Consider the following 25,646-nt stretch of genomic DNA (forward strand, 5'->3'; position numbering starts at 1 on the left):
GGTCCTGTCAGTCATTCGAAATCGCTCGGGTTGAAGTCGGAGAAGTCGAGGTCGGACGCCTCTTCGACGATGGAGTCGTCGAACTCGACGCTGTCCTCGATCACCTGGCCGAACTTCGGCTTGGCGGTCGATGCCTTGTCGAGCCAAGGCAGCTCGATGCGAAGGTGCGAAGTGCTCTGGGCGATGCCCGCCACCTCCTCGTCGGGAATCCAGAAGGTGCGAGCGCGCTGCGGAGTTCGGGAGCCCTCGTTCACGACGTAGCAGACGCCGCGTTCTGAAGCCGCGATGCTGTGGGCCGCGCCGCCGAGCTGTCCCATGCCCTTGCCGAGGATCGTGTCCGTCATGTCCACGGTTGTCGTGGCGTAGGAGACGCGTTGCTGGATCATGTCGCGCAGACCGGTCGGGATGACATCCGACTGCGGTTTCTGAGTCGCCGCAATGATGACGATTCCGGAAGCGCGGCCCTTGGCGATGATTCGGCGGATCATTCCCGCTCGTTCCAGCTCCGCCTTCTTCTCCTCCGGCGATGTGCCGACGGAAACGAGGTCCGCCATCTCGTCGATCATGACAACGATGAGCGGCAGCTCGGGAGAGAGCTGAGAGGGGCTGATTTTCTTGAGCCCCTGCGTCCGAAGCCACTCGTAGCGGCGATGCATTTCATCGACCAGGGCCGCGAGAACGGCGCTGGCGTGGTCGTCCTGGGTGGCGATCACGCTGAATCGCGGCTCCCAGAGCGTCAGTTCGACGAGTTTCGGGTCGAGGCCGATGATGGCGACGTTCTCCAGCTTGGCGATGCCCGTCAGGAGAGTGGTCGCGCCACCCGACTTTCCACCACCGGGGATGCCACCCAGCAGCGAGTTCATCTCCAGCAGACCGAGCGTCAGCGTCTTGCCATTGGGGAGCGCTGCAAAGGGGATCGCGGTCAGCGTCGGCTTGGCGTCGGTCGGGTATGGCTGGACGGTAGCGAGCGGGTCGACGCTGCGAGCTACGACGATGGTGCCGTCGAGCGCCGTGCGGTCCTCGACTGCCCAGCGCGTCTTCGCGATTGCCGGGACGAGTTGCTGGATGCGTGCCATCCAGGTCTCCGCGCGCTTCGAGGAGTCCTCGATGGTTGGAACTCGGACAAGAGTGATCTCGGAGAGGGCGTCGCCGTCCAGGTCGTGGTTCGCCGACAGTTCGATCTCCCACGGCTGGCAGCGGGACAGTTCGGCGAGCCGTGCGCGGAGCTGTGCGACTCCCGCGTCGAGCTTCGCGACTACGGCATAGGACTCGTAGGGTGCCCACTCGACGAGGCTCAGACCCTTGGCCTGCGCGTACGCGGCCGCCTGTGGAGCTGCTGCTGGCGAGGTGCCCGGCGCAAGCGACCAGCGGACCGCCATCGGGCGAAGGGCAGTGTCGGGCTCGTCTGCCATGCCGACGATGAGGCCATTCGACTGCGACATGATCTCGCGGGAGGACTCGATCTCCTTCGGCACGGGACCGAGGTCGATGCGGTCCGCCGAGAATCCGACAATCGTCAGCTCAGGAAGAAGCTGTGCAACGCGGCTCTCCAGTTCGTCGCGACCGCGCAGCGCTGCTGCCGCCGGGACCGGGGACAGAACGAAGCTGCCATCGCCGTTCGGCTGGATGACCCCCGCCTCCAGGACGCGCTCTGCCGTCATTCCGAAGAGGCCGCCGACCGCCGCCGCAAGCTGGCTCTGCGAAACCACGACGCGCTGAACGCCATCACGGTGGCGAGCGCCAGCCTCGCGAGCGAAGGCCATGCAGACGATCACGCCGAGTGCGACCGCGCCAACGGCAATCAGCTCCAGCCATCCGGGGAGGCTCCAGTACAGCGCACGCCCCACGTAGAGGAGAACGCCCAGCACAGCGGCGAGCGCGAATGCGCCAAGCGACACCTGCGCGGCCTTGCGCCAGCGCGGGCTGTCAGCCCACATGTCGCGAGCACCTGTGACGAGGTCGGCGACCGGCAGGCCGTACGGCGAGGAGGCCACGCGGGCTGCCGTGAGAACCATCAGGGGAACCACGACGACGAGCGCAATTGGCGTCAGCATGAGCGACGCGAAGACCGCCATCAGGCCGGACAGCCAAATGAAGACTGAGACACCCGTCAGGAACGGCCACCGCATGCGTTCGCCGGTGAACCGACGGTTGTCGACAGCGCTCGGGCGGTATCCGACCAGCGCGCTCAGGCCGAGAATGAAAGGCCAGGTGAGGGCCGCGATGATCGCCTTCGTGAGGAGCCATCCGCCGATGCTCTGGCGGGGGATTCGCGGAGGCGGCGGGGAGAAGTCGAGCTGCTGCTGAGCCATTGGTCTTGTCCTTCTAGTAGGCGCGGCGTGCGCCACGGTCGTCGGGACGGAGGGCCGCCCGGATGTTCTGGAGGGCTGCGGTGGTCGCAGGCTTCGCGTCGAGGTCGAGCGCGTCGATCTCGCGGAGGTCGGTGCCTGTGAGGCGGAGGGGCGTTCCTTCGGCTGCCGGGGTGTCGCAGTAGATGTCGAGGAGAAGATTCTGGACATCGGCGGTAAAGCACCCTCGCCAGTCCACGGCGGCGGCGAGTTCTGCGCGGGCTGCGGGAATCAGATCGCGGTCGATGAGGTCGAGGCGGAGGATCGGTGTCTGCGTGATTCGAGCTGGTGCGGTGACAGTCATGCGTGGTTCTCCTCGGTGCTGTTCACGAAGGCGTCGAGATCGGCCTCGTTGACCCGCCACTGTCCGCCGACGCGGCGGTGTCTGAGGCCCATCTCAGAGAGCAGGCGGCCGCTGGAGATCAGGTTCAGAATCGTGTCCTTGTGGACGTGCAGCCGGGTGGCGACCTCGGAAGCCGGGACCATCCCGTCCGCCTGCGTGTGACCCGACATACTGGAATCCTCCGTGATGCTGTTTGGTATTACGACAAGATTACCACCGAAGGAGGCCGCATGTGCGGAAAACTAGACAAAATCACGGCACAAGCGCCACCAGTTTCCGGACGGTCAGTTAGCTCCCAGACAAGATCGCGGGCTAGGGTCGACTGCATGCCTCCCACCGCCAAGCCCCAGCGACTGTCCGGTGCGCTGCTTCGCGCGGCGAGAGAGCTGCGCGGCTGGTCGCAGCAGCGTGTGGCCGAAGAACTCGGTGCCGGACGCGGGTCTGTAGCTGCGTGGGAGCGCGGCACGGTTGCCGCGCAGTGGCGGACGACCGTCGAGGGTCTGCTCGGCGAGGAGCTGGCTCGCGCTGAGGCTGGCGAGCAACCGCAGCCGATGACGGGTACTGAGTTCCGGGGGCTTCGAGAAGGCGCGGGGCTGTCACGCGAGGAGCTGGCGATTCAGCTCGGCGTCTCCGTCGCGACTTTGTCCGATTGGGAGATCAGCTCGGAGCTGCCACTGGCGCGAGCGGCAGAGGCGCGGCATCTCTTCGCAGCTATGAAGTCGCCAGAGCCCGGTCGAGCAGGCAGCGACGAGCGGACATCGTTGTCCGCGTACACTCTGGCCGAGCTGGCCGAGGAGATCGCTCGACGCGCTCGCGAAGAGTCCTAGCCGGGCTGCGGCGCTTCGGGCTCGGTCGGTCGGATTTAGCCCGAATGGGGATACCTGTCAGCACGTAGCGCGTCGGGTAGCGCGTCACGGAGGGTTTTTGCTCGCATCTGCAAGCAAAGAAAAGGCGGGGCCGGAGCCCCGCCTTTCGCTTACTACAAGCCGCGTCGCTTCAGCAGTGGCTCAATCGGTGCAGGCCCGCCGAGTAGGTCGCTGACCAGGCCTAATGCATCCCGAGAGCCACCCGGTTCGAGGATGGTTCGGCGGAACTTTTCACCCGCTTCGCGAAGGTCTTCCTGCTCCGCGAACCAGTCGACCGTTGCTGCGTCGAGCACCTCGCTCCAGATGTAGCCGTAGTAGCCGGCGCTGTAGCCGCCCGCGAAGATGTGCTGGAAGTAGGGGAGCGTGTACCGGGGCGGCACGGCGGGTAGGTCGAGGCCGTAGCGCTGCAGCACCTGCTGCTCGAACGCTTCGACATCGGTGACTTCGGCGGCTTCTGCCGGAGACAGCGAGTGCCACTCGAGGTCGATGACCGACGCTGCCAGGTACTCGCTGGTGCCGAAGCCCTCGTTGAACGACGCCGAGTCGAGGAGACGCTCGACGAGCTCCTCCGACAGCGGCTCACCCGTCTTGTGGTGCTTCGCGTAGTTGCGCAGCACCTCGGGCCACAGCATCCACATCTCGTTGACCTGGCTCGGGTACTCCACGAAGTCGCGCGGGACGTTCGTGCCGCCGAGGCTGGGGTAGCCGACCAGTGCGAACAGGCCGTGAAGCGCGTGCCCGAACTCGTGGAAGAGCGTCTCCACCTCGTCGAACGTGAGCAGCGTGGGCGATCCCTCCGCCGGCTTCGACACGTTGAGCGTGTTGAGCACAACCGTGGGCTCGCCGAGGAGGCGATTCTGCTGGATCACCGAGTTCATCCACGCACCACCACGCTTCGAGTCGCGCGTGTACAGGTCGAGCGAGAACAGACCGACCTCGGTGCCGTCCTCGTTGCTCACCTCGTACACAACAGCGTCGGCGTGGTGGCCGCGCAGCTCAGGCCGCTGAGTGAAGGTGACGCCGAAGAGGCGGTTCGCGGCGTAGAAGACGCCGTTCTCGAGCACAGCCGTGGACTCGAAGAACGGACGCATCTGCGAGGTGTCGACCGCGTAGTCACGGGCGCGCACTTTCTCGGTGTAGAACGCCCAGTCCCACGGCTCGAGCGCGAAGCTCGGCTCGCCGATCGCGGCCTGTTCGGCGTTGATCGTGGCCTGAAGCACCTCCTGCTCGCGGCGCGCGTTGGCCGCGGCCGGGGCTGAGAGCTGCTCGAGGCGCGCACGGATCGCGGATGCGCTTCCTGCGGTCGACTTCGCAGCGGCGGCCTCCGCGTGGTTCTCGAAGCCGAGGAGACGGGCCCGCTCGGCCCGCACGCGCACCATCTCGAGCGCCGTCGCCCTCGTGTCGTGGTCGCCGCCGCGGCTCCCGCGCGCAGAAGACGCCTCGAAGAGTTTGCGACGGGTCTCGCGGTTCGTGAGCGTCGACAGCAACGGGTGCCCCGTGAAGAGCACCAGCGAGATCAGGAACTTGCCGCTCAGGCCGCGGGCCTCAGCGGCAGCGGATGCGGAAGCTATGGCGCTCTCGTCGAGACCGGCGAGCTCCTCGGCAGAGTCGACGACCAGCGCGAGCGCGTTGCTGTCGGCCTGCAGCTTCTGGTCGAACTGCACCTCGCGCTCCGCCAGGCGACCGTTGAGCTCACGCAGGCGAGCCGACGACGCGTCGTCGAGGCCTGCACCTGCGAGACTCGCGTTGCGGTGCAGCTTCTCGACCAGGAACCGCTGCTCGTCGGTGAGGCCGGCCTCTTCGCGGCCGTCGTACACCGACTGGATGCGCGCGAACAGCGCGCGGTTGAGGGTGATCGAGTCTTCGTGCGCCGTCAGCCGTGGCCCGATCTCGGCCTCGATCGCGTCGATGCCTGGGGTGGCGTCGCCCGAGCTGAGCGTGAAGAAGACGGCGGCGGTGCGCTCGAGGAGCTGGCCGGAGCGCTCGAGTGCCTCGACCGTGTTCGTGAACGTCGGCGCCTCGGTGTTGGCGGTGATCGCCTGGACCTCCGCAAGCTGCTCGGCCATGCCAGCCTCGAACGCGGGAAGGAAGTACTCTTCGCGCACGTCTGCGAACGGCGGCAACTGGAAGGGGAGCGCGCTTGGGGTGGCGAACGGGTTCTCGGCGTCGAGCTGCACGGTCTGGGTCATGCTTCCAACCCTAGGCGCGACCACCGACGCGGCACGCGCATCCACCTTCCGCGCAGAGCGAAAGGCCAGCGCCGTGCAGACGCGGCCGCGCGCGACCGCTAAGCGCGGGGTGCGGGCTCCGGGAAGAGGTCGTCGTCATCCTCGTCTTCGTCGAAGACATCGTGCTCGTGCGCGTCGCCGTCGGCGATGCCGACACCGGCCCCGACCGGCTCGTCGGCGCCGCTCACGTGCACGGAGCCGTCGGCCCGCAGGGCGACCCGCGGGCCGTGCTCGAGCTCAGCCACGGGGCGACCCTCGAGCCACGTCAGCGTCCACCAGAGCTTCGAGAGGTCGTCGACCGTCGAGGCGACCGTCTGCTCCTGGTCGGCGCAGGCCGCAACGAACTGGGGATGCTTCTCGAGCGAGCTCGGCGGGCGTGAGCCGCCGCGCCACCGCTCGCCGATCTGCATGCCTAGCCCTCGCTCTGCTGGCGCGAGTCGACAGTGATCTCGAAGCGCACTTCGTCGCTGCGGCTGCCCATGCGGGCCGATTGCTGCAGGCCGACCTCGTCTTCGGCGTCGACGAGCCACGAGATGGCATCGAAGCCGCGCTTCGCGGCCGCCGCAAACACCGCGCCGAGCAGCTCCTCGTTGACGGCGGCCCGGTTCGAGTCGGCCCCCGAGTACTTAGCCTCGATGTTCAGCACCGTGCGAGCGCCGCGGATGTCGAGCCGTTCGCGGAACAGCACATACCCGCGCGGCTCGCCCTCGACAAACGCGATCATGCCCTCGAGGTTGCCCGTCTTGCTCGCCACGTGACGCCAGACGCCGAGCGCGCGGCCGTCGTTCGAGCTCTCGCCGAGCGCATCCACGTGCTGTGCGAACAGCGGCTGCCAGACGAAGTAGTCGGTCGGACCCATGGCCCGCACCTCGATGCTGGGGCGCGCCGCGGCACGGTCCCGCGTGCGCTTGCGGGGCTTGGCCTTTTCAGGAACTGTCATGCCGGCCCTGACTCCTCTTCTGTCACTGACGTCGCTGCTGCACTCAGACTTGGGGGGAACCCCCAGCCTACGACGACGCCTCGGTCTGCGGGGCAACGAGCAGCTCGATATCCCGCACCTCGAGCGTCTCGGCGACCGCGAAATCGAGCTGCTCGATGCGGCCGACGTGGCGGAGATCCGCGGAAGCGAGGCGAAGCAAGGCCACCGATTCCTCGGGAGCCGCGATGACGGCGCTCGCGACCGGCGTCTTCTGGGAGGCCTTCGCAGCGGTCTTCGCACCACGGATGCTCGTGAGGGCCGTGCTCGTCAGCGCGAGCAGCGAACCGTTCTGGTCTCCGGCAGCAGCGAGGTCAGCGGATGTCGGCCAGGCCGCCGTGTGGAGCTCGGAGTCGTGCCACCACGACCACGACTCAGCGGTCGCGAACGGGATGAACGGGGCGAAGAGGCGCAGCAGCACGTCGATCGCGGAACGCATGGCAGTGACGGCGGAAGCCTGGGCCGCCGCGTCGTCGCCCGCACCGTAGGCGCGCTCCTTCACGAGCTCGAGGTAGTCGTCGCAGAACGTCCAGAAGAACGTCTCGGTGACCTCGAGCGCGCGGGCGTGGTTGTACTCGGAGAACGCCTTCGTGGCCTCACCGACAACTCGATTCAGCTCGGCGAGCATCGAGCGGTCGAGCGGCTCGGTGACCTCGCCCACGTGATCGCCGTAGCCGAGGACCAGCTTCGACGCGTTCAGCACCTTGATCGCGAGGCGACGTCCGATCTTGATCTGGGTCGGGTTCTTTGGGTCGAACGCCGCGTCCGTGCCGAGGCGGCTGGAGGCAGCCCAGTAGCGGACCGCGTCGGATCCGTGCGCCTCGAGCATGTCGGCCGGTGTGACGACGTTGCCCTTCGACTTCGACATCTTCTTGCGGTCTGGGTCGACGATGAAACCAGAGATCGTGGAGTTCGACCAGGGGGCGACGCCGTGCTCGAGCTGTGCGCGCAGCACGGTCGAGAAGAGCCAGGTGCGGATGATGTCCTGGCCCTGCGGGCGAAGGTCGTAGGGGAAGACGAGCCCGAAGAGCTCTTCGTCCGACTCCCAGCCGCCGGCGAGCTGCGGTGTGAGGGAGGAGGTCATCCAGGTGTCCATGACGTCGACTTCGCCTAGGAAGCCGCTGGCCTCGCCGCGCTGCGACTCGGTGTAGCCGTTCGGCACGTCGGAGGATGGGTCGACAGGCAGCTGAGCCGCATCCGGCGTGATGGGCGACTCGAACTGCACTTCGCCGTCCGCGTCGATGGGGTACCAGACGGGGATGGGCACGCCGAAGAAGCGTTGGCGCGAGATGAGCCAGTCGCCCGAGAGACCCTCGACCCAGTTCTCGTAGCGCACGCGCATGAAGTCTGGCCAGAACGCGATCTCGCGGCCGAGCTCGATGAGTCGGGCCTTGAGGGCGGGGTCGGTCGCGCCGTTCTTCACATACCACTGGCGGGTGGAGACGATCTCGAGCGGGCGGTCGCCCTTCTCGAAGAACTTGACAGGGTGCTGGATGGGTTTCGGGTCGCCGACCAGGTCGCCTGAGGCCTGCAGCAGCTCGACGACTGCCTTTTTGGCGCTGAACACGGTCTTCCCGGCGAGCTCGGCGTAGGCCGCCTTGCCTGCCTCGCTCGTGATGGCCTCTGGGGCGTCGGCGATGAGGCGGCCGTCCTTGCCGAGCACGGTGCGGTTGGGGAGCTTCAGCTCACGCCACCAGACCACGTCGGTGACGTCGCCGAACGTGCAGATCATGGCGATTCCGCTTCCCTTGTCCTTCTGGGCGAGCGGATGCGCGAGCACGGGCACCTCGACGCCGAACAGCGGCGTCGTGACGGTCGTGCCGAAGAGCGGCTGGTAGCGCTCGTCGTCGGGATGCGCGACGAGGGCCACGCAGGCAGGCAGGAGCTCGGGGCGGGTCGTCTCGATGAAGATGGGCTCGCCGCCCTCGCGGGCGAATCCGATGCGGTGGTACGCGCCCGGCTGCTCGCGGTCCTCGAGCTCGGCCTGTGCGACGGCGGTGCGGAACGTGATGTCCCACAGCGTGGGGGCCTGATCCTGGTAGGCCTCGCCACGCTCGAGGTTGCGGAGGAACCCGAGCTGGCTCTTGCGGCGCGAGGAGTCGTCGATGGTGCGGTAGCTCTGCGTCCAGTCGACGGAGAGTCCGAGCTGGCGCCAGAGCTCCTCGAAGGCCTTCTCGTCTTCGATCGTGAGCTGCTCGCAGAGCTCGATGAAGTTGCGGCGCGAGATGGGCAGCTGGTCGGCGGCCTTGATGCTCTTGCCGTCGCCACCCTCGTGCGGGGGCGTGAAGTCGGCGACGTAGGGCAGCGACGGGTCGCAGCGCACGCCGTAGTAGTTCTGCACGCGACGCTCGGTGGGGAGACCGTTGTCGTCCCAGCCCATCGGGTAGAAGACGCGCTTGCCGCTCATGCGCTGGAAGCGCGCGACGACGTCGGTGTGCGTGTAGGAGAAGACGTGGCCCACGTGGAGCGAGCCGGAAGCCGTTGGCGGAGGCGTATCGATCGAGTAGATGTCGCCTCGCGTCGCGCCGTCGCGGTCGAAGCGGTAGGTGCCGGAGTTCTCCCAGCGCTCACCCCACTTGACTTCGAGGCCTTCGAGGACGGGCTTGTCTGGAATGCCCTGAGTCGAAGAAGAAGAGGGAACTGAGGGCGAGCTGGACATGCACACTCCGTGTCGATGTTGGCGGCACCGAGTCTGGGGTGCCTGTTGTGAACCCATCTAGGGTAGCCGCTTCCGGGGTGACGCGGGTTGCCGGGCGGGTCGCCTGCGAGGGTGCGGAAAAGCCCCTCAAGGGCGCATCCTCGAGGGGCTCAGCTGCGGGCACAGGGGCTCGAGCCGCCAGCTTTCCAACAGCTGGGAGTTGTGCGCCCCTCCGCGCCACGCGCGCGCGGAGGGGCACATCTTGCGGCGAGTGGTCGGAGTCCCTCCCGCCGCCGTCTGTCAGGCCCCGATGGGGGCCTTGGTCTGAGCGGATGCGGCAGCCGCATCCAATGCACCGTGAACGGCATCGAGCTCCGTGTAGAGGGCCGCTGGCACCTTGTCGCCGATGCTGTCGAAGTACTCGCGCGTCACGCCGACCTCAACGAGCCACGACGCCGGGTCGACCGTGAAGATCTCCTCGAGGGCTGCGGGGTCGAAGCTCTCGAGGCCCGAAATGTCGATGTCGCTCGTCACGGGGAGCTGGCCGATGGGGCTCTCGACCGAGTCGGCGCGGTTCTCGAGCCGGTCGATGATCCACTTGACGGCGCGCACGTTCTCGCCGAAGCCAGGCCAGAGGAACTTGCCGTCCTGGTCCTTGCGGAACCAGTTGACCTGGAAGATGCGCGGGGCCTTGTCGCCCAGGTCGGCACCGATGTTCAGCCAGTGGCCCCAGTAGTCGGCCATGTGGTAACCGGCGAACGGCTGCATGGCGAACGGGTCGCGGCGCAGGATGCCGACGGGTCCCTCAGCCGCGGCTGTCTGCTCGCTCGCGAGCGTCGCGCCGAGGAAGCAGCCGTGCTTCCAATCCTTCGACTCGAAGACGAGCGGCACGTTGCTCGCGCGGCGTCCGCCGAACAGGATGGCGTCGACAGGCACGCCGTCCGGAGCCTCCCAGGCGGGGGACAGGGTCGGGCACTGCGAGGCGCGCACGGTGAAACGGGCGTTGGGATGCGCGGCCTTGGTTCCCGATTCCGGGGTCCAGTCGTTGCCCTGCCAGTCGATGAGGTGAGCAGGCGCCTCGTCGGTCATGCCCTCCCACCACACGTCGCCGTCATCGGTGAGCGCGACGTTCGTGAAGATCGTGTTCGTCTTGATGGTCTCCATCGCGACGGGGTTGGTGTCGTAGCCGGTACCTGGGGCGACGCCGAAGAAGCCGAACTCCGGGTTGATGGCGTTGAGGCGTCCGTCTGCTGCCTTGCGCATCCACACGATGTCGTCGCCGAGCGTCTCGACCTTCCAGCCGTCGAGCTTGGGCTTCATCATCGCGAAGTTCGTCTTGCCGGTCGCCGACGGGAACGCACCCGTGAGCGTGTAGGTCTTGCCCTCGGGGCTCGTGACCTGGATGAGGAGCATGTGCTCGGCCATCCAGCCCTCGTCGTGGCCCATGGCCGAGGCGATGCGCAGCGCGAAGCACTTCTTGCCGAGGAGGGCGTTGCCGCCGTAGCCGGAGCCGAACGAGATGATCTCGCGCGTCTCGGGGAAGTGGGTGATGTACTTCGACTCGTTGTGCGGCCACGCCACGTCCGAGCGGGTCGTGCCATCCTCAGACTCGAGCGGGAAGCCGACGCTGTGCAGCGCCTTGACCCAGTCGCGGCCCGGGGTGAGGTGCTCGAGGGCGCCGTCGCCGGAGCGGGTCATGAGCGCCATCGACAGCACGACGTAGGGGGAGTCGGTGATCTCGACGCCGTACTGCGTGATCGCGCCGCCGAGTGGGCCCATCGCGAACGGCACCACGTACATGGGGCGCCCGCGCATCGCGCCTTCGAAGAGGCCACTCAGCTCGGACTTCATCTCCGCAGGTGCACGCCAGTTGTTCGTCGGGCCGGCATCTTCCTCGTTCTCCGAGCAGATGTAGGTGCGGCTCTCGACGCGGGCGACATCGCCGGCGTCGGAGCGTGCAAGGTAGGAACCCGGGCGAAGCTCTTCGTTGAGCTTGATGAGCGTGCCTGCTTCGACCATCTCAGCGGTGAGAGCGTCGATCTCGGCCTGCGATCCGTCGCACCAGACGATGCGGCTCGGCTTGGTCAGTGCCGCGATCTCGCGCACCCAGTCATTGACTTCCGGGTTCGCGGCCCGCTGCGGGATGTCGAGGTGGTCGTGTGCGTGTTGAGTCATTTCGAAGCTGCTTTCACTGTTCTGCATGTGAGCTATCTCCGGCTCACATACGTACATGGCGTCGTACATCCAGTGTTGACCCGCGCGACGCACGGAAAGATGGAGAATGACCGAGAAAAATGGCAAAATTTCACGCATCAGCAATTCAGATGCCCGGAGGCACCCATGAGCGGACTCGGTCCTTTCCCCGCTGCGCAAAAATCGTCAGCATCCAAAGGGAAAGGTGGCGCAGTGGACTCCCTCCTGCTCGGGCGGCGCATCCGCTTCTTCCGCAAGGAACGCTCGCTCACGCTGGAAGCTCTCGGCGAGAAGACGGGCCTCCTCGCGAGCCAGCTGTCGCTCATCGAGAACGGCAAGCGCGAGCCGAAGCTCTCCGTGCTGCAGCAGCTCGCCGACGCCTTCGACGTCGAGCTCAGCGACATGCTCTCGAACACGCCGCCCGACGACCGTTCACGCCTCGAGATCGAGGTCGAGCGCGCCCAGACCTCGACCGTCTACCGCGAGCTCGGGCTGCCGCGCATCCCTTCAACCAAGTCGCTCTCGGACGAGGTGCTCCGCGCGCTCGCCGGCATGCACAGCGAGATCGTGCGCCGCCAGACCGAGGCGAGCGCGACCCCGGAGGAGGCCCGCCGCGCCAATACGGAGCTGCGCCTCGCGATGCGCGCCCACGACAACTACATGCCTGACCTCGACAAGCTCGCCGACGAGCTGCTGAGTCGGGTCGACCACACTCGCGGCGCTCTCATGCACCACTCGGTCGGCAAGATGGCCGACCACCTCGGCTTCCAGCTCATCTACGTCAACGACCTACCACGCTCGACCCGGTCCATCACCGACCTCGAGAACGGTCGCATCTACCTGCCCCCGGCCTCGATTCCGGGCGGTCACGGGCTGCGAGCGATGGCGTTGCAGGCCATGGCGCACCGCGTGCTCGGGCACCGGCGGCCGGAGGACTACGCCGACTTCCTGCGGCAGCGCCTCGAGATCAACTACTTCGCGGCGGCCTGCCTCATGCCGGAGGCGCGCTCCGTCGCCTTCCTCCGCGACGCGAAGGAACGCCGCGACATGGCCGTCGAGGACTTCAGGGACGCGTTCGGCGTGACCCACGAGGCGGCCGCGCTGCGCATGACGAACCTGCTCACCTCGCACCTCGACATCAAGCTGCACTTCCTGCGCGTCGACAACAAGGGCTCCATCTCGAAGGCTTACGAGAACGACGGGCTCCCGCTCCCGCAGGATGTCACCGGGTCAGTCGAGGGGCAGTTCGTGTGCCGGAAGTTCTCCGCCGTGAGCTCGCTCGCCCGGACCAACCGGACCACGGAGACCTATCAGTACACAGACACCCCGGCCGGCACCTTCTGGTGCTCGACGCAGACGGGGCACGCCGACGCGGGGGAGTTCTCGATCACGATCGGGGTCCCGTTCGACGAGGCCCGCTGGTTCCGCGGCCGCGACACCAAGCAGCGCGCGTCCTCGACCTGCCCGGACGGTGCGTGCTGTCGCACGCCGAGCAGCGACCTCAGCGAACGGTGGGCTTCCAAGGCCTGGCCGAGCGCGCGCGTGCACGCGCACGTTTTCTCGCCGCTGCCAACCGGCGACTTCCCCGGCGTCGACCAGCGTGAGGTGTTCGAGTTCCTCGAACGTCACGACATCGACGCCGACAGGGCGACCGCCGACGCTTAGGCGGGGACCACCTCGCCGGTGCGCGCGTCGCGCAATTCGACTCGCTCGAGCCTGCCCGCATCCACCCGCGCGGTCAGGTAGGTCACCCGTGGCTGACGGCGCCGGTCGGTGGGGGAGCCGGGGTTGAGCAAGCGGAGGCCGTTGGGCGTGGTGGTGTCCCACGGGATGTGGCTGTGGCCGAAGACCAGCACGTCCATGTCGGGAAAGCTCGCGTCCATGCGGCGCTCGCGGCCCGCCTTTTGCCCGGCCTCATGCGTCATCGCGAACCGGAGTCCTTCGAGCTCGACGTCGGCGACCTCCGGCAGGCGGTCTCGCAGCTCCGGCCCGTCGTTGTTGCCCCAGACGCCGACGAGTCGCCGAGCCCGAGCCTCTAGCTCGTCGAGCGAATCGAGATCGACCCAGTCGCCGGCGTGGAAGACCACATCGGCGTCTTCGATCTCGCGCCAGAGCGCTTCGGGGAGCGCCTTCGCGCGCTTCGGGAGGTGGGTGTCTGCGATGAGCACGAGGTCGAGGGCCATGCCCCAATGGTCGCAGGCGAAGGGCGCCAACCTGGGGGAAAACCCCCGCTCAGGTGTGAGGGAGGCTCCGTGTCGCGCCGAGACGCGCGACCATAGCGTTGTGGACATGAAGAACAACGTCAAGCAGCTGAGTCTGACCTCGCTGCACCTCGCCGCGGGCGGCGTCATCGCCCCGATCCTCCTGTCACTCCTGTTCGGCCTTCTCGGCCTCGGCGTCGGACTCCTCTTCGTTCTGGGCGTCGGCGTCTTCTTCCTCGCCGGCCTCGCGTTCGCCTTCCGGGGCATCTCGGCCTTCGAACGCCGCCGGGTTGCGGCCCTCTACAACCGGCCGCTCGACGACTCCGGGATGCGCCGTTCGCGGCGCCGGGACGGGTGGCGGTTCGTGCTCACGCCGCTGGTCCAGTTCGCCGATGGGGCCAATTGGAAGGCCATGCTGCACCTCGTGATCGTCGCCGTTCTCGGCACGCTGACGCTTGGTGCGCTCCAGCTCGGAGTCTCCGGCGTGTTCGCGCTCTTCTCCCCGCTCCACAACCGCGAGACGCTCAACGTGTGGGGCATGGACTTCGCGGTCACTCCTTTCATCGGCGTCCTCATCGGCATCGGGATGCTGCTTGTCGCCATCGCCCTCATCGTCGCCTTCGCCTACGTGCAACGCGCCGCCTCGATCAGCCTTCTCTCTCGCGATCGGGAACAGCAGCTCGAAGAGGAGGTGCGCGACGCGGGTCGCCGCCGCACGGTCGCCGTCCGCGGTGCAGCAACCGAGCGTGACCGCATCGAGCGCGACCTGCACGACAGTGTGCAGCCCCGACTCGTGTCGATCGGGATGACGCTCGGCATGGCCAAGCAGAAGCTCGACTCGGATCCGAGCCGCGCGGCTGAGCTCATCGACGAGGCGCACGCCTCCACGAAGGAAGCCGTCACCGAGCTGCGTCAGCTCGCCCGCGGCTTCCAGCCCGCCGTGCTCACCGACCGCGGCCTGGACGCCGCCCTCTCCGGCCTCGCCGCCCGCTCCCACATCCCCGTGGTGCTCGACGCGCAGCTGCCTGGGCGCTGCTCGAAGGATGCGGAGGCTGCTGTGTACTTCGCGGTCGCCGAGTCGCTCGGCAATGCGGCGAAGCACTCAGGAGCCTCGGAGATCTCAGTGCAGGTGCGCATGCGCGGTTCGATGCTGTGGGCTCGCATCCAGGACGACGGACGGGGCGGCGCGCGTCTCATCCCTGGCGGTGGTCTCGACGGGGTCACCGACCGCATCGAGGCGGCCGGAGGTGGCATCACGATCTCCAGCCCTCCTGAAGGACCGACGACGATCGAGGTGAGCGTGCCATGCGCATCCTGATCTGCGAAGACTCAGCGCTCCTGCGGGAGGGTATCGCCCGCCTGCTCGAGGACGCCGGTCACACGATGGTCGGTATCCTCGCCGACGATGGTCGCCTCGATCGGCTCGTTGCGGAGACCGATCCCGAACTCGTGATCCTCGACGTGCGCCTCCCGCCCGGTTTCACCGACGAGGGGATCCGCGCGGCTCTCCGGCTCAGGGCAAGTGACCCCGGCTTGGCTGTGCTCGTGCTGTCGCAGTACGTCGAGGAGCGCTATGCGTCTGAGCTGATCTCGAGCTCGCGTGGCGGGCTCGGCTACCTGCTCAAGGATCGAGTCGCCGATGTCGAGCAGTTCCTCGCGGGTGTCGACAACGTCGCAGCCGGCGGCACGGTGCTCGACCCGGAAGTCGTCGCCCAGCTCCTGGCCAGGAAAACCAGGGATGCGCGCTTCGAGCGGCTCACGCCCCGCGAGTCCGAGGTGCTTGGGCTCATGGCCGAGGGGCGCTCGAACCACGCGATCGCCGAGGCGCTCCACGTGAGTGCGGGAAGCGTCGAGAAGCACATCTCGGCGGTCTTCCAGAAGCTCGAACTCGACCAGGGCGACGGCGGCAACCGCAGGGTGCTCGCCGTCCTCGCTCACCTCGACGGGCAGGGGCAGACACCCCGCCCGCACACACCGAACTACCTCGATGGACAGGGCCACGCGGCCCGCGCCACGAACGGAGAACTCCGATGACCACGCCAATTCTCGAACCGGAAACGCGCCAAGATGCTCAGGGCGACAGTGCGAAGCGCTTCGGCTGGATCACCATCACTGTTGCCATCGTCGGCGGCATGGTGGTCGCCGGGACGCTGACCAGTGCTGTCTTCAACAACCTCCGAGACGTCATGCGAGCCGAGACGACGATCACGCAGTCCGTGTCCGGTGTCTCGTCGCTGCGCGTCGACGTCGAATCCGTCGGCATGCAGATTCAGTTCGGGGACGTCTCCGAAGCCGAACTGCGTGTCGAGACGCGCGGCTTCAAGCCGGCGAGCGAGTGGCAGCTCGTTGCTGAGGGCGGCGAGCTCTCCGTTGAGCGCGCCAGCGGCAGCCGGGGAGGCGCGGGCTTCGGTGACGAGGAGCTCTCGCTGACGCTCCCGAAGAGCATCGAGGGCGAAGATCTGGACGCGCAGATCACGGTCAGTTCAGGTGCCGCGACCGTCGAGGGCGACTTCGGCGACGTCGTTCTCGAGACGAGTTCCGGCGCGAGCAACTTCGACGGGTCGGCGGCGAACCTCACGGCCACGACCGGGTCCGGCGCCTCCAACATCGACGCCGAGGTTGCGGGCGAGGTCGTCCTTTCGGCCAGCTCTGGCGCGCTCAACGTCGAACTGGGCGACGTGACTCCGAAGAGCACGGAGATCTCGCTCGAGTCCGGCTTCGCGTCGGTCTCGATGCCCGACGGGCCATACAAGGTCGAGAAGAACCTCTCCGAGTCTGGCTCTGCCGATATCAGCGTGCGTCAGTCGGACACAGCGAAGAACACGCTGTCGATCAGCGTCGGATCCGGGTACGTGACCATCGAGTAGTCACTCGCGGCGGTACGGTCGCAACGCCTGGCACCCGGCCAGCTCAGCGCTCCTCGAGGCTCTTGCGGGCCTCGAGGAGTGCGCGGCTGGCCGGGTGCTTCGGCGCGCTGAAGAGCTCGGCGACGGGCGCGGTCTCCACAAGCTCGCCTCCGCTCATGACGGCAACGCGGTCGGAGAGCTGGGCTACGACGGCGAGGTCGTGGGAGATGAACAGGCACGCGAGGCCGAGCTCGTCGACGAGCCGCTGGATGAGCGTCAGCACCTGTGCCTGCACCGTCACGTCAAGCGACGACACCGGTTCGTCGCATAGGAGCACCTCTGGCTGCGGGGCGAGCGCCCTCGCGATGGCCACGCGCTGACGCTGCCCGCCGCTCAGGTGGAGCGGGCGGAGGCCCGCGATGCTGGCGTCCAGTCCGACCTGCTCGAGCGCCGCCTCGATGGCCGCGCGGTTCGCGCGCACTGAGCTCGAGCGGCCCGCAGTCAGCGCATCAGCGAGGATCTCGCCCGTCGTGCGCCGCGGGTCGAAGCTCGACAGCGCATCCTGGGGCACGTAGCCGAGTCGCGGCCGACGTGACCTGCGGCTGCGCTCGGGTGCCGGGCTCCAGGCCTCGCCGAGGAACGTGACGGACCCGGCGTCGGGCCGCTCGAGGCCAAGCGCGATGCGGGCGAGCGTCGATTTGCCTGAGCCGGAGCTGCCGACGATGCCAAGCGTCTCGCCGCGGCCGAGGGAAAACGAAGCCTTGCGCACGGCGTGCACTTGCGCGGCCCCGAAGGCGCGGAAGGTCCGAGACACGGCTCGCACATCGAGGAGTGGCCGAGCGGCCCCTGCCCCGGCAGGGTCGCTGGACGAGTCGGCGGTTGGCTTCGGCTGCGCCGCCAGGAGCTCGCGCGTGATGTCGTGCTGCGGCGCGCGGAAGAGCTGCTCGGTCGGCGCCGTCTCGACGATGAGCCCTTCGCTCATGACGGCAACGCGGTCGGCGAGGCGCTGCACGACGCCGAGGTCGTGCGTGATGAACAGGATCGTCATGCCGTCGGTTTTGAGCGTTTCGAAGAGCGCGATGAGCGCCGCCTGCACCGCCTGGTCGACCGAGCTTGTGGGCTCGTCGGCGATGAGCAGCTCCGGATCGCCCGCCAGCGCTGCCGCGATGAGCACTCGTTGACGCTGGCCGCCCGACAGCTGTCCGCTTCGCCGCCGCGCGATCGAGGCAGGGTGCTCGAGCCCGACGCGCTCGAGCAGCTCGAGCACGCGCTCGCGCCGCGCTTCCCGGCTCAGGTCGCTGTGGAGCCGGAGTGCGTCGTCGACCTCTCGCCACACGGGGCGCAACGGGTCGAGCGCAACAAGCGCATCCTGGTGCACTAGCCCGATGCGGCCACCGCGGATGGAGCGCCACGCCCCGTCGGAGCTCTTCGTCGGCAGCTCATCTCCGTCGAGGCGCAGCACTCCGGCGTCGACTCGCGCTCCGTCACCGCTCAGCCCCAGGAGGGATCGCGCCGTGACCGACTTGCCGGAGCCTGACTCGCCGACGAGCGCGAGGCATTCGCTGCGCCGCACCTCGAAGGAGACCCCGCGCACGGCCTCGAAGTCGCCGAACGAGACCCGCAGCCCATCGACCTCCACGACGGGATGCGCGCTCAGAACCTCGGTCGCTGCGCGCGCGCTCACGACGCCTGCCTCGTGCGCTGCTGCATGATGCGCCCGAGCATCGTCGCCGTGACCGCGGCCCCGACGATCGCGGTGCCGGGGAAGATTGTGAGCCACCAGCTGCCGGTTGGCAGGTAGAGGCGGCCGGCCGAGAGCATCGAGCCCCACTCCGGGCTGGGTGGAGGCTCGCCGAGACCGAGGTAGCTGAGGGCCGCCGCCCACACGATGGCCTGCCCGAGCCCGAGCGTCGCGAGCGAGAAGAGCGGCCAGGCGACGTTCGGCATGAGCGTGCGCGCTAACGTGTGCCAGCGCGAGCGCCCGAGAACGAGGTCGGCCTCGACGTATCCACTCGCCCGCACACGCAGCACCTGGGAGCGGATGAGCCTGGCGTACCCCGGAGCCGTCGAGAGGCCGACGGCGATCGTCGTCGTCACCACCCCGGGGCCAATGAGCACGATGAGCAGGAGCGCGAGAAGGATGCCGGGGAACGCGAAGAAGACCTCGACGATGCGGGTCGTTCCGAAGTCGAGCCACTTCGGCCCCAGGCCGGCGGCGACCCCGAAGACGGCGCCGAGCGTGAGACCGATCACGGTCGCGAGTGCCCCGATGGTGAGCGACGAGGCCGCGCCGTGCACCACCCGCGTGTAGACGCCGCGCCCCGACTCGTCGGTGCCGAACGGATGCTCGGGGCTGGGTGGTGAGAACGCGTCGGCCGGGTTCACGGCGAGCGGGTCGCCAGGAGCCAGGAGCTGGGGGAGCAGCGCCGCGAGCAGGGAGAACGCGGCAACAACGAGCCAGGCCACAAGCGAGACTCGGCGACGAGAGCCGGATGACGTCCGGCCGCCGCGCCGCCCGGACGTGCCCGCGCGCGCGTCCCGGACGGCCGCCGCCTCGAGGCTCACGCGCCGGCCCCGATGGTGTCCTGCGACCCGGCCCGGTCGCGCGCGCGAGGGTCGATGAGCGGCTCGACCAGATCGGTGAGCACCGTCACGAGCATGTAGGCCGCCGCCACGACGATGAGCACGCCGATGACGTACGGCACGTCTCGGGCCCCGACGGCGTAGAGCAGCGACCGGCCGAGTCCCGGCCTCGCGAAGATCGTCTCGACGACCACCGCACCGGAGACCAGCGAGCCGAGCGCCCAGCCGCTGAGGCCCACGGCGGGGATCGCAGCGTGCCGCAGCACGTGCCGCCAGAAGATGCCGCTCCGGCCCTCGCCCCGCGCCCGCGCGGCGAGCACAAACGGCGACTCGAGGGCGTTGAGCATGTGCTCCCGCATGACCTGTCCGAGGTACCCGGCGAGCGGGAGCGCCAGTGTCACGCTCGGCAGGACGAGGCCCGCGAATCCGGGCCCAGACACGGCGACGGGCAGGCCGAGCAAGCCGGCGAAGATCAGCACGAGCACGGCGGCCAGCCAGAAGTGCGGCACGGCGGCGGCGATGACTTCGAGCGTCGAGGCGATGCCCCACGCGAGGCGGCCGCCGCCGGTCGACCACCAGGCGACGGCGAGCGCGATGACCCAGGCGAGGAGCAGCGACAGGCCGGCGAGCGCGAGCGTGCCCGGCAGCTGCTCGCCGATGAGGCCCGCCACGCTCTCACGCTGCGCGTAGCTGAAGCCGAGGTCGCCCGTCGCGGTGCGCCAGAGCTGAGACAGGTACTGGATGAAGAGGGGTTGGTCGAGGCCGTTGTCCGCCCGCGCCTGCGCGACCGCCTCGGCGCTCGCGTTCGAACCCGGCCCGCCGAGGATCGCGAGCACAGGGTCGCCCGGCACGGCGCGGACCGCGAAGAACGTGACGGTGATGACCGCCCACAGCACGAAGACGACGCCGCCGAGACGAAGGAGGATGCGCGGAATCAGCGGCACCAGTCGTGCCGCGCGAGACCGCGCATCCGTCGTCACTCGTCGATTGTCTCGTGTGCCGCGCTTGTCTGTCGTCCCGCTACTCGATGGTGACGTTCACGAGCGAGGGCACGTTGACGTTCGGCTGCAGCCGGAAGCCGTGCACGTTGTCGCCGTACGCGAACTGCACTGTCTGGTCGTAGAGCGGAATGACCGTGCCGCTGTCGATGATGAGCTGCTGGGCTTCCTCGTAGAGCCGCTCTCGCTCGGCGTCGTCGGTCGTGTTGACGGCGGCCTCGAGGGCCTCGTCGAGTGCTGGGAGCGAGAGCCCCGTGTTGTTGGCGTGGTAGCCGCTCGGGGCTGGCGTGATGCTGTCGGTCGAGTAGACGATGCGGAGCACGTCGGCCGAGTTCTTCGAGTAGGGGGCGACGATGGCGTCGAACTCCCACGTGCCGCTGCGCTCGTACCAGGTCGACAGGTCGAGGAGCTCGAGCTGCACGTCGAAGCCGACCTCAGCGCTTGTCGCCTTGATCTGCTCGAGCACCGAGATCTCGGCGGGGATCGACTGGTTCGTGGAGACGGGGAACGCGACTTCGAGGCGCTCGCCGTCCTTGGTGCGCACGCCGTCGGCGTCGCGCTGTGTCCAGCCTGCCTCGTCGAGGAGGGCGGACGCGCGCGCCGCGTCGAACCCGAACGCGTCAGGGTGCGAGGTTGCGAACGGGGTGGCGCTCGAGAGCACCGACGTCGACCGCTCGAGGGTGCCGAAGTAGAGCGACTCCACGGCGGCGTCGATGTCAGCTGAGGCGGCGAAGGCCTCACGCACCTTGGGGTCGTCGAACGGGGCGCGGGTCGTGTTGAGCTCGATGCGCGCTGTCACCCCGGGGCGTGCCCCGATGAGGGTCTCTTCGGTGCCGTTCGACTGGAACTGCGAGAGCGCATCCGGCTGCACCGAGTCGATGATGTCGGCCTGGCCCGACTGCAGCGCGGCGAGGCGGGTGGCCGCGTCTGGAATGAACTTCCACTCGATGCTGTCGACGGCCGCTCCTGGCTGCCCCTCTGCGGAGGCGCCGTCTTCCGGTGCGGTCGTGTGGTTCTGATTGCGGGTCAGTACGACCTGGGACTGCTTCTCCCACGACTCGATCTTGAAGGCGCCCGTGCCGATGGGCGCGAGGCAGTTCGCGTCGGTGCCACGCTCGAGGCCGGTCGGGGACTCGATGGCGAGCCAGGTCTGCGCGAGGGATTCGATGAGTGCGCTGTCCGGCTCACTCAGGTCGAAGCGCACCGTGTGCTCGTCGACGGCGACCGCGTCGGAGACCTTGCCCAGGGCGAGGATCGCTGTCGAGGATGCGGTGTCCGGGTTCCTGATGTGCTCGACGTTGGCGACCACCGCGTCGGCGTTGAAGGGCGTGCCGTCGGTGAAGGTCACGCCTTCTTTGAGCGAGACGGTCCAGCTGAGCTGGTTGTCGGCGGGCTCTGCACCCGTGGCGAGCCACGGCACGATCTCGCCTGCGTCATTTTTGGAGAAGAGCGACTCGAGAAACTGGTTGGCGAGGATCGCCTGAGGCCAGTTGCCGCCGACGTGCGGGTCGAGGCAGGTCGGTTCGGCGTCTCCGGAGGCATATCGGAGGGTTTCTGCTCCATCTGCGGCGCCAGTCTCGCTCGAACACGCGGCGAGTGGCACGATGAGGGCTGCGGAAAGAGCAAGGAGCGCGACGGGCTTCGCCGTGCGGCGGGTGACGGAATCAGACACTCGCAGAGTGTAACTGTATTTATGGACACCATGCAGAAATGAGTCGAAGATGACGGATCACGAGGAACGGGCCGCGCGCCGAGGCCGGCCGTCGGCCTCGAGCCGGGAGACCCTGGAGGAAGCCGCGCTCGAGTTGTTCCTCGAGCAGGGCTACGAGCAGACGAGCGCGAGTGACATCGCCCGCCGCGCGGGGGTTGCGCGCAGTTCGTTCTTCAACTACTTCACCGCGAAGGCCGATGTACTGTGGGTCGGCCTCGACCCGCTCCTGGCCGGCATTCCGTCGGTCCTGGATGCGGCTGCCGCCGATCTCGCAGACGCGGGGCTGAGTGAGCCGGCTGGGCCAGCCGAGGCGGGAGCCGGGGGAGCCGGCCTTGCCGAGCTGCGCCGGGTGCTTCTCGCGATCTCCGAGACTGTCCGGCCCGAGCACATCCCGTGGGCCGCTTCCCTCCGCGAGATGACCGGCACGGGGGACGACCTCGCTGCGACGGGCTCGAAGCGCATGCTTGCCCAGCAGGCGGCGTTGGTTCGCTACCTGGCGCGTACGGAGCCGGGGTTGGATGCGCTGCAGCGGACGGTCTGTGCCGGCGCGATCGTCGCTGCGGTTGTCGCGGCGGGCAGCGTCTGGATCGAGGCGGGTCCGACCCGCGGAAGCCTGGCCGAGCTCGTCGACAAGGCGACGGCGCCGATCCTTGAGGTGTTCGGCCGAGGGTAGCCTGCCGGCAACTGGGAGTACCAGAGGGCTACAAGGTGACCGCGCGACGCACCTGCGTCGCGAGGCTTAGGCGTCGGCGATCTCGCCCGCGTCTGGCTTCATCCAGAACGGAGAGTAGTGGTAGCCGTCGGGGTCATCGAACTGACGCTGGTACATGTTGGGGTAGTCGTCGGTGTCGCCAATGCGACCGCCTGCGGCACGCGCCCGCTCCGTGAGCTCGTCGACCGCCTCGCGGCTGGCGAGGTCGAACGAGACTGTGACCTTGGAGGGCGTCTCCGGTCCGCCGACGAGGTCTTCGACGCCGCCGACGCTCGCGTACATCTCGCGACTGCTGAGCATTATGAATTGACCCTGGCTGATCTCGAAACAGGACACCTGATCGTTGGACATCTCGGCGTTCTGGGCCCAACCGAGGTCCGTGTAGAAGGCGGTCGCCCGTTCGACGCTCTCGACGGGGCAAGCGATGTAGAGGCTCATACGGGCAATCGTACGGAGCGATCCGCTCTGGTGGGTCGTTGCGGCCGCGCGGTGCTCCAGTCGTGAGCTGCCCGATGAGGAGAATTGGAGTGAGATTCGATCTTCTCTTCGATATAAGCCAAACATCTAGCCTGTGTTCGCATATGTCTTCTAGAAGTGGTAGGGTGAAGGTGATCCCGGGGGGAGATCATCTTGGACACGGAGCACGCTGCGATCGGATTCACGCGGTCGACTCGAGAAACTGCCGCGGTCGACGCGCTCATCGCTGCCCCTGGGAACGCGCCCGCTCTGCTGGGGGTAGAGATTCCTGTGGTGATCGCGGAGCTTACGAGCCGTCGGCGAGCGCTTGATGCGGCGCTGGTCGAGGTGGCGGGCGAAATAATTCGTCGTGACGACGAGGGTTCGACTCGAGATGAGCTCGCGCGGAGCGTCGGGTTCGCCAGTCTCGCAGAAATGCTCCAGCAGCTCCTTGGGGTCACCTTCGCTGAAGCGGGGGCGCTAGTTCGCCTCGCGGAGGCTACCCGTGGCCCGATGAGCCTGACCGGTGAGCAGCTCGAGCCGGCACACCCGGCAGTCGCGAAAGCCATCTCAGCTGCGCAGATCTCGCTCGCCCAAGCGTCCGCGATCGTCAAGGGACTGAAGCCAGCGAACGGCCGCGCCGAACGAGCACATCTCGACGCCGCTGAAGCTGAACTCGTCGACTCAGCGCGGGGCGTGAACCCAGAAGATCTAGCTCCGGCAACACCGGAACTTCTTCGAATGCAGGCAGCACAGTGGGTGGCCTTCCTCGACCCCGACGGGGCGGAGCCACTCGCCGAGCGCGCCGCGCGCAAACGGGGATTCTGGCTGCGGGAACGATCCGACGGTACAGTCACCGGCCGATTCGTCGCCACGCCGGAGCAAGGAGACCTGCTGCGGAAGGTGTGCGAAACGCTCACCTCACCCCGCCGAAAGGTCTACTTCGGCGAGGCGGCGCCCGAGGGAGGCGCTGACGCATCCGCCGTCGACGCCGCCGGCCTGATCACCCACCGTGAGGGCGACCCGAACTATCCGCTCGCCTCACGACTCGCGGAGCCCGCGTGCAATGAGGCAGGGCCTGACCCGGCGGGCATCGATTTCTCGCATCCAGACGAGCAGATCGTCGACCCGCGCACGCCCGCACAGCAGCGTATGGACGCCGTCGAGCTGGTCTTCGCCCGATTCGCGGAATCCGCGGACGCTCCGCGCGCGGGCGGAGAGGCGCCCACCGTCGTCATCACCACGACAACTGCGGGTCTGAACGACCAAGCCGAGCGCCCAGCCGACGTGCCGCACCTCGAGCGCACCGGAACGCCGGTGCCGCCGAGCCTGGTCGCGAAGACCCTGTGTGACGGGTTCGTGCAGGTGGCGCTCCTCGGGTCAAACGGGGAACCGCTCAGACTCGGCCGTCGCCAGCGGCTCTACAGTCGCGCGCAGCGCAGAGCGCTCGCGGCCCGCGACGGAGGCTGCATCACACCGGGCTGCTGGAAGCCGTCGGGGATGTGCGAAGCGCACCACACCACGCCGTGGGTGGAAGGCGGCGTCACGAACGTCGACGAAGGAGTGCTCCTGTGCAGCTTCCATCACCACCTGGCACATAAAGACCAGCTCGAAGTCGTGAGAGACCGAGCAGGCAGATGGCGAGTTGTCCGACCGGGCTGGCAATACCGACTCGTCCGGCGCCGGAGTCTGCGCGGGGCGGCCCGTCAGTAGCGCCTCCCGGCGGGCCCAAACCCAACACGCCCGCCGCGTAGCGTGTTCAGCTCGTCTGGAGCTCGCAGTAGGCCGTCAGAGACGACAGCGCCGACTCGACCTCGCCGAGCTGCGTCAGGATGCTCGCGGCAGCGGCGAACCCGCCCTCGCCGTTCGCGAGCTCACCGGCAGTCGTCTGCAGCTCCGTCACCTCAGTCACAAGCGTGTCTACGTGGGTCTTGAGGTCCGGGTCGGTGACGCTCTGCTGCAGCGTCGTGAGGCTCGCGCCGATGGTCGCCAGCGTCGCGACGGCACCCGGGATGTCGCCAGGCACCTGGTCGCCGATGCTCTGGATGCTCGAGTTGATCGAGTCGATCTCCGCCTGCACGTCAGCACACGTGCCGCCGCCATCAGCCGTTGTGCTCTCCGCGGACGCGGCAGCAGTCGGAGACGGAGTCGCGGCCCCGCCGCCACCGAGCGCCGAGCATCCGGTGAGGGCGATCGCGGCGAACGCGCAGATCGCTGCGAGCGTGGGCAGACGGGAGGTGAGCATGGGTGATCCGTTCGTTCTGAGGTGCTCGCCGCGAGGCGAACATCGGCGAAGCGAGAGTACACAGCCTTCTGATGAACCAGACCTGGCAGCAGAGCGCGCCCCGCCCGTTTCACAGGTGTCGACTGGGCGCGTACCATGTTGGCAACACGACTTTGATCCGCCCATCAGCGGGGAGTCCCCGGAAGAACGGCGAGCGCACCTCTCGAGGAGCACACGCCAAGTAGACCCGGGCGGGTGAGCCCGTCACAGCTCGGAACGAGTGGCGAGCGCCAACGGACGCCCTTCCTTCACCGGAAGACAGA

Annotated in this window: 22 protein-coding genes; 7 read left to right on the top strand and 15 right to left on the bottom strand. The window is 68.0% G+C overall.

What is annotated here, in order from left to right; translation table 11 throughout:
- Window positions 1–11 precede the first annotated feature (11 nt).
- The 3 genes from C5B85_RS10920 to C5B85_RS10925 are packed head-to-tail and all read right to left on the bottom strand — an operon-like array spanning window position 12 to window position 2,861.
- Window positions 12–2,312, bottom strand: a complete 2,301-nt coding sequence (locus C5B85_RS10920) for an FtsK/SpoIIIE domain-containing protein (RefSeq protein WP_181064395.1) — start codon at window positions 2,310–2,312, stop codon at window positions 12–14.
- A 13-nt stretch (window positions 2,313–2,325) separates the two neighbouring features.
- Window positions 2,326–2,652, bottom strand: coding sequence for a hypothetical protein (locus C5B85_RS19205; RefSeq protein ID WP_181064396.1), 327 nt, complete (start codon window positions 2,650–2,652; stop codon window positions 2,326–2,328).
- Window positions 2,649–2,861 (bottom strand): helix-turn-helix domain-containing protein, encoded by a 213-nt coding sequence (locus C5B85_RS10925; protein WP_104286072.1) that lies wholly within the window; start codon window positions 2,859–2,861, stop codon window positions 2,649–2,651. The genes C5B85_RS19205 and C5B85_RS10925 overlap by 4 nt, the downstream gene beginning before the upstream one ends.
- Before the next feature lie 156 nt (window positions 2,862–3,017).
- On the opposite strand from C5B85_RS10925, the gene C5B85_RS10930 reads away from it, so the two are divergent.
- Window positions 3,018–3,518 (top strand): helix-turn-helix domain-containing protein, encoded by a 501-nt coding sequence (locus C5B85_RS10930; protein WP_181064397.1) that lies wholly within the window; start codon window positions 3,018–3,020, stop codon window positions 3,516–3,518.
- A 152-nt stretch (window positions 3,519–3,670) separates the two neighbouring features.
- Here C5B85_RS10930 and C5B85_RS10935 read toward each other — a convergent pair whose 3' ends face one another.
- The 5 genes from C5B85_RS10935 to C5B85_RS10955 all read right to left on the bottom strand — a co-directional run bounded on the left by C5B85_RS10935 (window position 3,671) and on the right by C5B85_RS10955 (window position 11,574).
- Window positions 3,671–5,746, bottom strand: coding sequence for a M3 family metallopeptidase (locus C5B85_RS10935; RefSeq protein WP_104286074.1), 2,076 nt, complete (start codon window positions 5,744–5,746; stop codon window positions 3,671–3,673).
- A gap of 98 nt (window positions 5,747–5,844) precedes the next feature.
- Window positions 5,845–6,195: a hypothetical protein gene (locus tag C5B85_RS10940; protein WP_104286075.1), complete on the bottom strand. Its 351-nt coding sequence runs from the start codon at window positions 6,193–6,195 to the stop codon at window positions 5,845–5,847.
- Between the two features lie 2 nt (window positions 6,196–6,197).
- Window positions 6,198–6,725: a hypothetical protein gene (locus tag C5B85_RS10945; RefSeq protein WP_104286076.1), complete on the bottom strand. Its 528-nt coding sequence runs from the start codon at window positions 6,723–6,725 to the stop codon at window positions 6,198–6,200.
- 67 nt (window positions 6,726–6,792) lie between these two features.
- A complete protein-coding gene (gene valS, locus C5B85_RS10950) occupies window positions 6,793–9,420 on the bottom strand; it encodes a valine--tRNA ligase (RefSeq protein WP_104286077.1) in 2,628 nt (875 codons plus the stop codon).
- A gap of 279 nt (window positions 9,421–9,699) precedes the next feature.
- Entirely contained in the window at window positions 9,700–11,574 is a 1,875-nt protein-coding gene (locus C5B85_RS10955) for a phosphoenolpyruvate carboxykinase (GTP) (protein ID WP_258070729.1), read from the bottom strand.
- A 231-nt stretch (window positions 11,575–11,805) separates the two neighbouring features.
- On the opposite strand from C5B85_RS10955, the gene C5B85_RS10960 reads away from it, so the two are divergent.
- Complete coding sequence (locus tag C5B85_RS10960) at window positions 11,806–13,257, top strand: helix-turn-helix transcriptional regulator (RefSeq protein WP_258070730.1); 1,452 nt, start codon at window positions 11,806–11,808, stop codon at window positions 13,255–13,257.
- Here C5B85_RS10960 and C5B85_RS10965 read toward each other — a convergent pair.
- On the bottom strand, window positions 13,254–13,775 hold the full coding sequence (locus tag C5B85_RS10965) for a metallophosphoesterase (RefSeq protein ID WP_104286080.1): 522 nt from the start codon (window positions 13,773–13,775) through the stop codon (window positions 13,254–13,256). The genes C5B85_RS10960 and C5B85_RS10965 overlap by 4 nt on opposite strands.
- Before the next feature lie 106 nt (window positions 13,776–13,881).
- Here C5B85_RS10965 and C5B85_RS10970 point away from each other — a divergent pair, with 106 nt between their 5' ends.
- Genes C5B85_RS10970 through C5B85_RS10980 form a run of 3 tightly spaced genes read left to right on the top strand, consistent with a single transcriptional unit; the run spans window position 13,882 to window position 16,660 of the window.
- Window positions 13,882–15,111, top strand: coding sequence for a sensor histidine kinase (locus tag C5B85_RS10970; RefSeq protein WP_104286081.1), 1,230 nt, complete (start codon window positions 13,882–13,884; stop codon window positions 15,109–15,111).
- On the top strand, window positions 15,099–15,827 hold the full coding sequence (locus C5B85_RS10975) for a response regulator transcription factor (protein WP_104286082.1): 729 nt from the start codon (window positions 15,099–15,101) through the stop codon (window positions 15,825–15,827). The genes C5B85_RS10970 and C5B85_RS10975 overlap by 13 nt, the downstream gene beginning before the upstream one ends.
- Window positions 15,824–16,660 carry a DUF4097 family beta strand repeat-containing protein gene (locus C5B85_RS10980; protein WP_104286083.1) on the top strand — a complete coding sequence of 279 codons (837 nt, stop codon included), beginning with the start codon at window positions 15,824–15,826 and terminating at the stop codon, window positions 16,658–16,660. The genes C5B85_RS10975 and C5B85_RS10980 overlap by 4 nt, the downstream gene beginning before the upstream one ends.
- A 43-nt stretch (window positions 16,661–16,703) precedes the next feature.
- Here the strand turns inward: C5B85_RS10980 and nikE are convergent, their stop codons facing one another.
- The 4 genes from nikE to C5B85_RS11000 are packed head-to-tail and all read right to left on the bottom strand — an operon-like array spanning window position 16,704 to window position 21,892.
- Complete coding sequence (nikE, locus tag C5B85_RS10985) at window positions 16,704–18,323, bottom strand: ABC transporter ATP-binding protein (RefSeq protein WP_104286084.1); 1,620 nt, start codon at window positions 18,321–18,323, stop codon at window positions 16,704–16,706.
- The gene (locus tag C5B85_RS10990; protein WP_308471334.1) at window positions 18,320–19,204 is read right to left on the bottom strand and encodes an ABC transporter permease; all 885 of its coding nucleotides are present in this window, start codon (window positions 19,202–19,204) and stop codon (window positions 18,320–18,322) included. The genes nikE and C5B85_RS10990 overlap by 4 nt, the downstream gene beginning before the upstream one ends.
- Window positions 19,201–20,202, bottom strand: a complete 1,002-nt coding sequence (locus C5B85_RS10995) for an ABC transporter permease (RefSeq protein WP_181064398.1) — start codon at window positions 20,200–20,202, stop codon at window positions 19,201–19,203. Before C5B85_RS10995 ends, C5B85_RS10990 begins: the two co-directional genes overlap by 4 nt.
- A 40-nt stretch (window positions 20,203–20,242) precedes the next feature.
- On the bottom strand, window positions 20,243–21,892 hold the full coding sequence (locus C5B85_RS11000) for an ABC transporter substrate-binding protein (RefSeq protein WP_104286085.1): 1,650 nt from the start codon (window positions 21,890–21,892) through the stop codon (window positions 20,243–20,245).
- Window positions 21,893–21,941: 49 nt separating this feature from the next.
- On the opposite strand from C5B85_RS11000, the gene C5B85_RS11005 reads away from it, so the two are divergent.
- Window positions 21,942–22,604, top strand: coding sequence for a helix-turn-helix domain-containing protein (locus tag C5B85_RS11005; RefSeq protein ID WP_104286086.1), 663 nt, complete (start codon window positions 21,942–21,944; stop codon window positions 22,602–22,604).
- 66 nt (window positions 22,605–22,670) lie between these two features.
- On the opposite strand, the gene C5B85_RS11010 is transcribed toward C5B85_RS11005, so the two are convergent.
- Entirely contained in the window at window positions 22,671–23,081 is a 411-nt protein-coding gene (locus tag C5B85_RS11010; RefSeq protein WP_104286087.1) for a VOC family protein, read from the bottom strand.
- A gap of 312 nt (window positions 23,082–23,393) precedes the next feature.
- Here C5B85_RS11010 and C5B85_RS11015 point away from each other — a divergent pair, with 312 nt between their 5' ends.
- On the top strand, window positions 23,394–24,812 hold the full coding sequence (locus C5B85_RS11015) for an HNH endonuclease signature motif containing protein (RefSeq protein WP_181064399.1): 1,419 nt from the start codon (window positions 23,394–23,396) through the stop codon (window positions 24,810–24,812).
- A 46-nt stretch (window positions 24,813–24,858) separates the two neighbouring features.
- Here the strand turns inward: C5B85_RS11015 and C5B85_RS11020 are convergent, their stop codons facing one another.
- Window positions 24,859–25,344 (bottom strand): hypothetical protein, encoded by a 486-nt coding sequence (locus C5B85_RS11020; RefSeq protein ID WP_104286089.1) that lies wholly within the window; start codon window positions 25,342–25,344, stop codon window positions 24,859–24,861.
- Between the last annotated feature and the right edge of the window lie 302 nt (window positions 25,345–25,646).

Origin of the sequence: Pseudoclavibacter sp. AY1F1 (assembly GCF_002931075.1) — a bacterium.
Classification (GTDB): domain Bacteria; phylum Actinomycetota; class Actinomycetes; order Actinomycetales; family Microbacteriaceae; genus Pseudoclavibacter.

Coding starts and splice junctions, on each gene's coding strand:
- C5B85_RS10920 (WP_181064395.1), bottom strand. CDS start 2,312: ATGGCTCAGCAGCAGCTCGACTTCTCCCCGCCGCCTCCGCGAATCCCC.
- C5B85_RS19205 (WP_181064396.1), bottom strand. CDS start 2,652: ATGACTGTCACCGCACCAGCTCGAATCACGCAGACACCGATCCTCCGC.
- C5B85_RS10925 (WP_104286072.1), bottom strand. CDS start 2,861: ATGTCGGGTCACACGCAGGCGGACGGGATGGTCCCGGCTTCCGAGGTC.
- C5B85_RS10930 (WP_181064397.1), top strand. CDS start 3,018: ATGCCTCCCACCGCCAAGCCCCAGCGACTGTCCGGTGCGCTGCTTCGC.
- C5B85_RS10935 (WP_104286074.1), bottom strand. CDS start 5,746: ATGACCCAGACCGTGCAGCTCGACGCCGAGAACCCGTTCGCCACCCCA.
- C5B85_RS10940 (WP_104286075.1), bottom strand. CDS start 6,195: ATGCAGATCGGCGAGCGGTGGCGCGGCGGCTCACGCCCGCCGAGCTCG.
- C5B85_RS10945 (WP_104286076.1), bottom strand. CDS start 6,725: ATGACAGTTCCTGAAAAGGCCAAGCCCCGCAAGCGCACGCGGGACCGT.
- valS (WP_104286077.1), bottom strand. CDS start 9,420: ATGTCCAGCTCGCCCTCAGTTCCCTCTTCTTCTTCGACTCAGGGCATT.
- C5B85_RS10955 (WP_258070729.1), bottom strand. CDS start 11,574: ATGACTCAACACGCACACGACCACCTCGACATCCCGCAGCGGGCCGCG.
- C5B85_RS10965 (WP_104286080.1), bottom strand. CDS start 13,775: ATGGCCCTCGACCTCGTGCTCATCGCAGACACCCACCTCCCGAAGCGC.
- C5B85_RS10970 (WP_104286081.1), top strand. CDS start 13,882: ATGAAGAACAACGTCAAGCAGCTGAGTCTGACCTCGCTGCACCTCGCC.
- C5B85_RS10975 (WP_104286082.1), top strand. CDS start 15,099: ATGCGCATCCTGATCTGCGAAGACTCAGCGCTCCTGCGGGAGGGTATC.
- C5B85_RS10980 (WP_104286083.1), top strand. CDS start 15,824: ATGACCACGCCAATTCTCGAACCGGAAACGCGCCAAGATGCTCAGGGC.
- C5B85_RS11005 (WP_104286086.1), top strand. CDS start 21,942: ATGACGGATCACGAGGAACGGGCCGCGCGCCGAGGCCGGCCGTCGGCC.
- C5B85_RS11010 (WP_104286087.1), bottom strand. CDS start 23,081: ATGAGCCTCTACATCGCTTGCCCCGTCGAGAGCGTCGAACGGGCGACC.
- C5B85_RS11020 (WP_104286089.1), bottom strand. CDS start 25,344: ATGCTCACCTCCCGTCTGCCCACGCTCGCAGCGATCTGCGCGTTCGCC.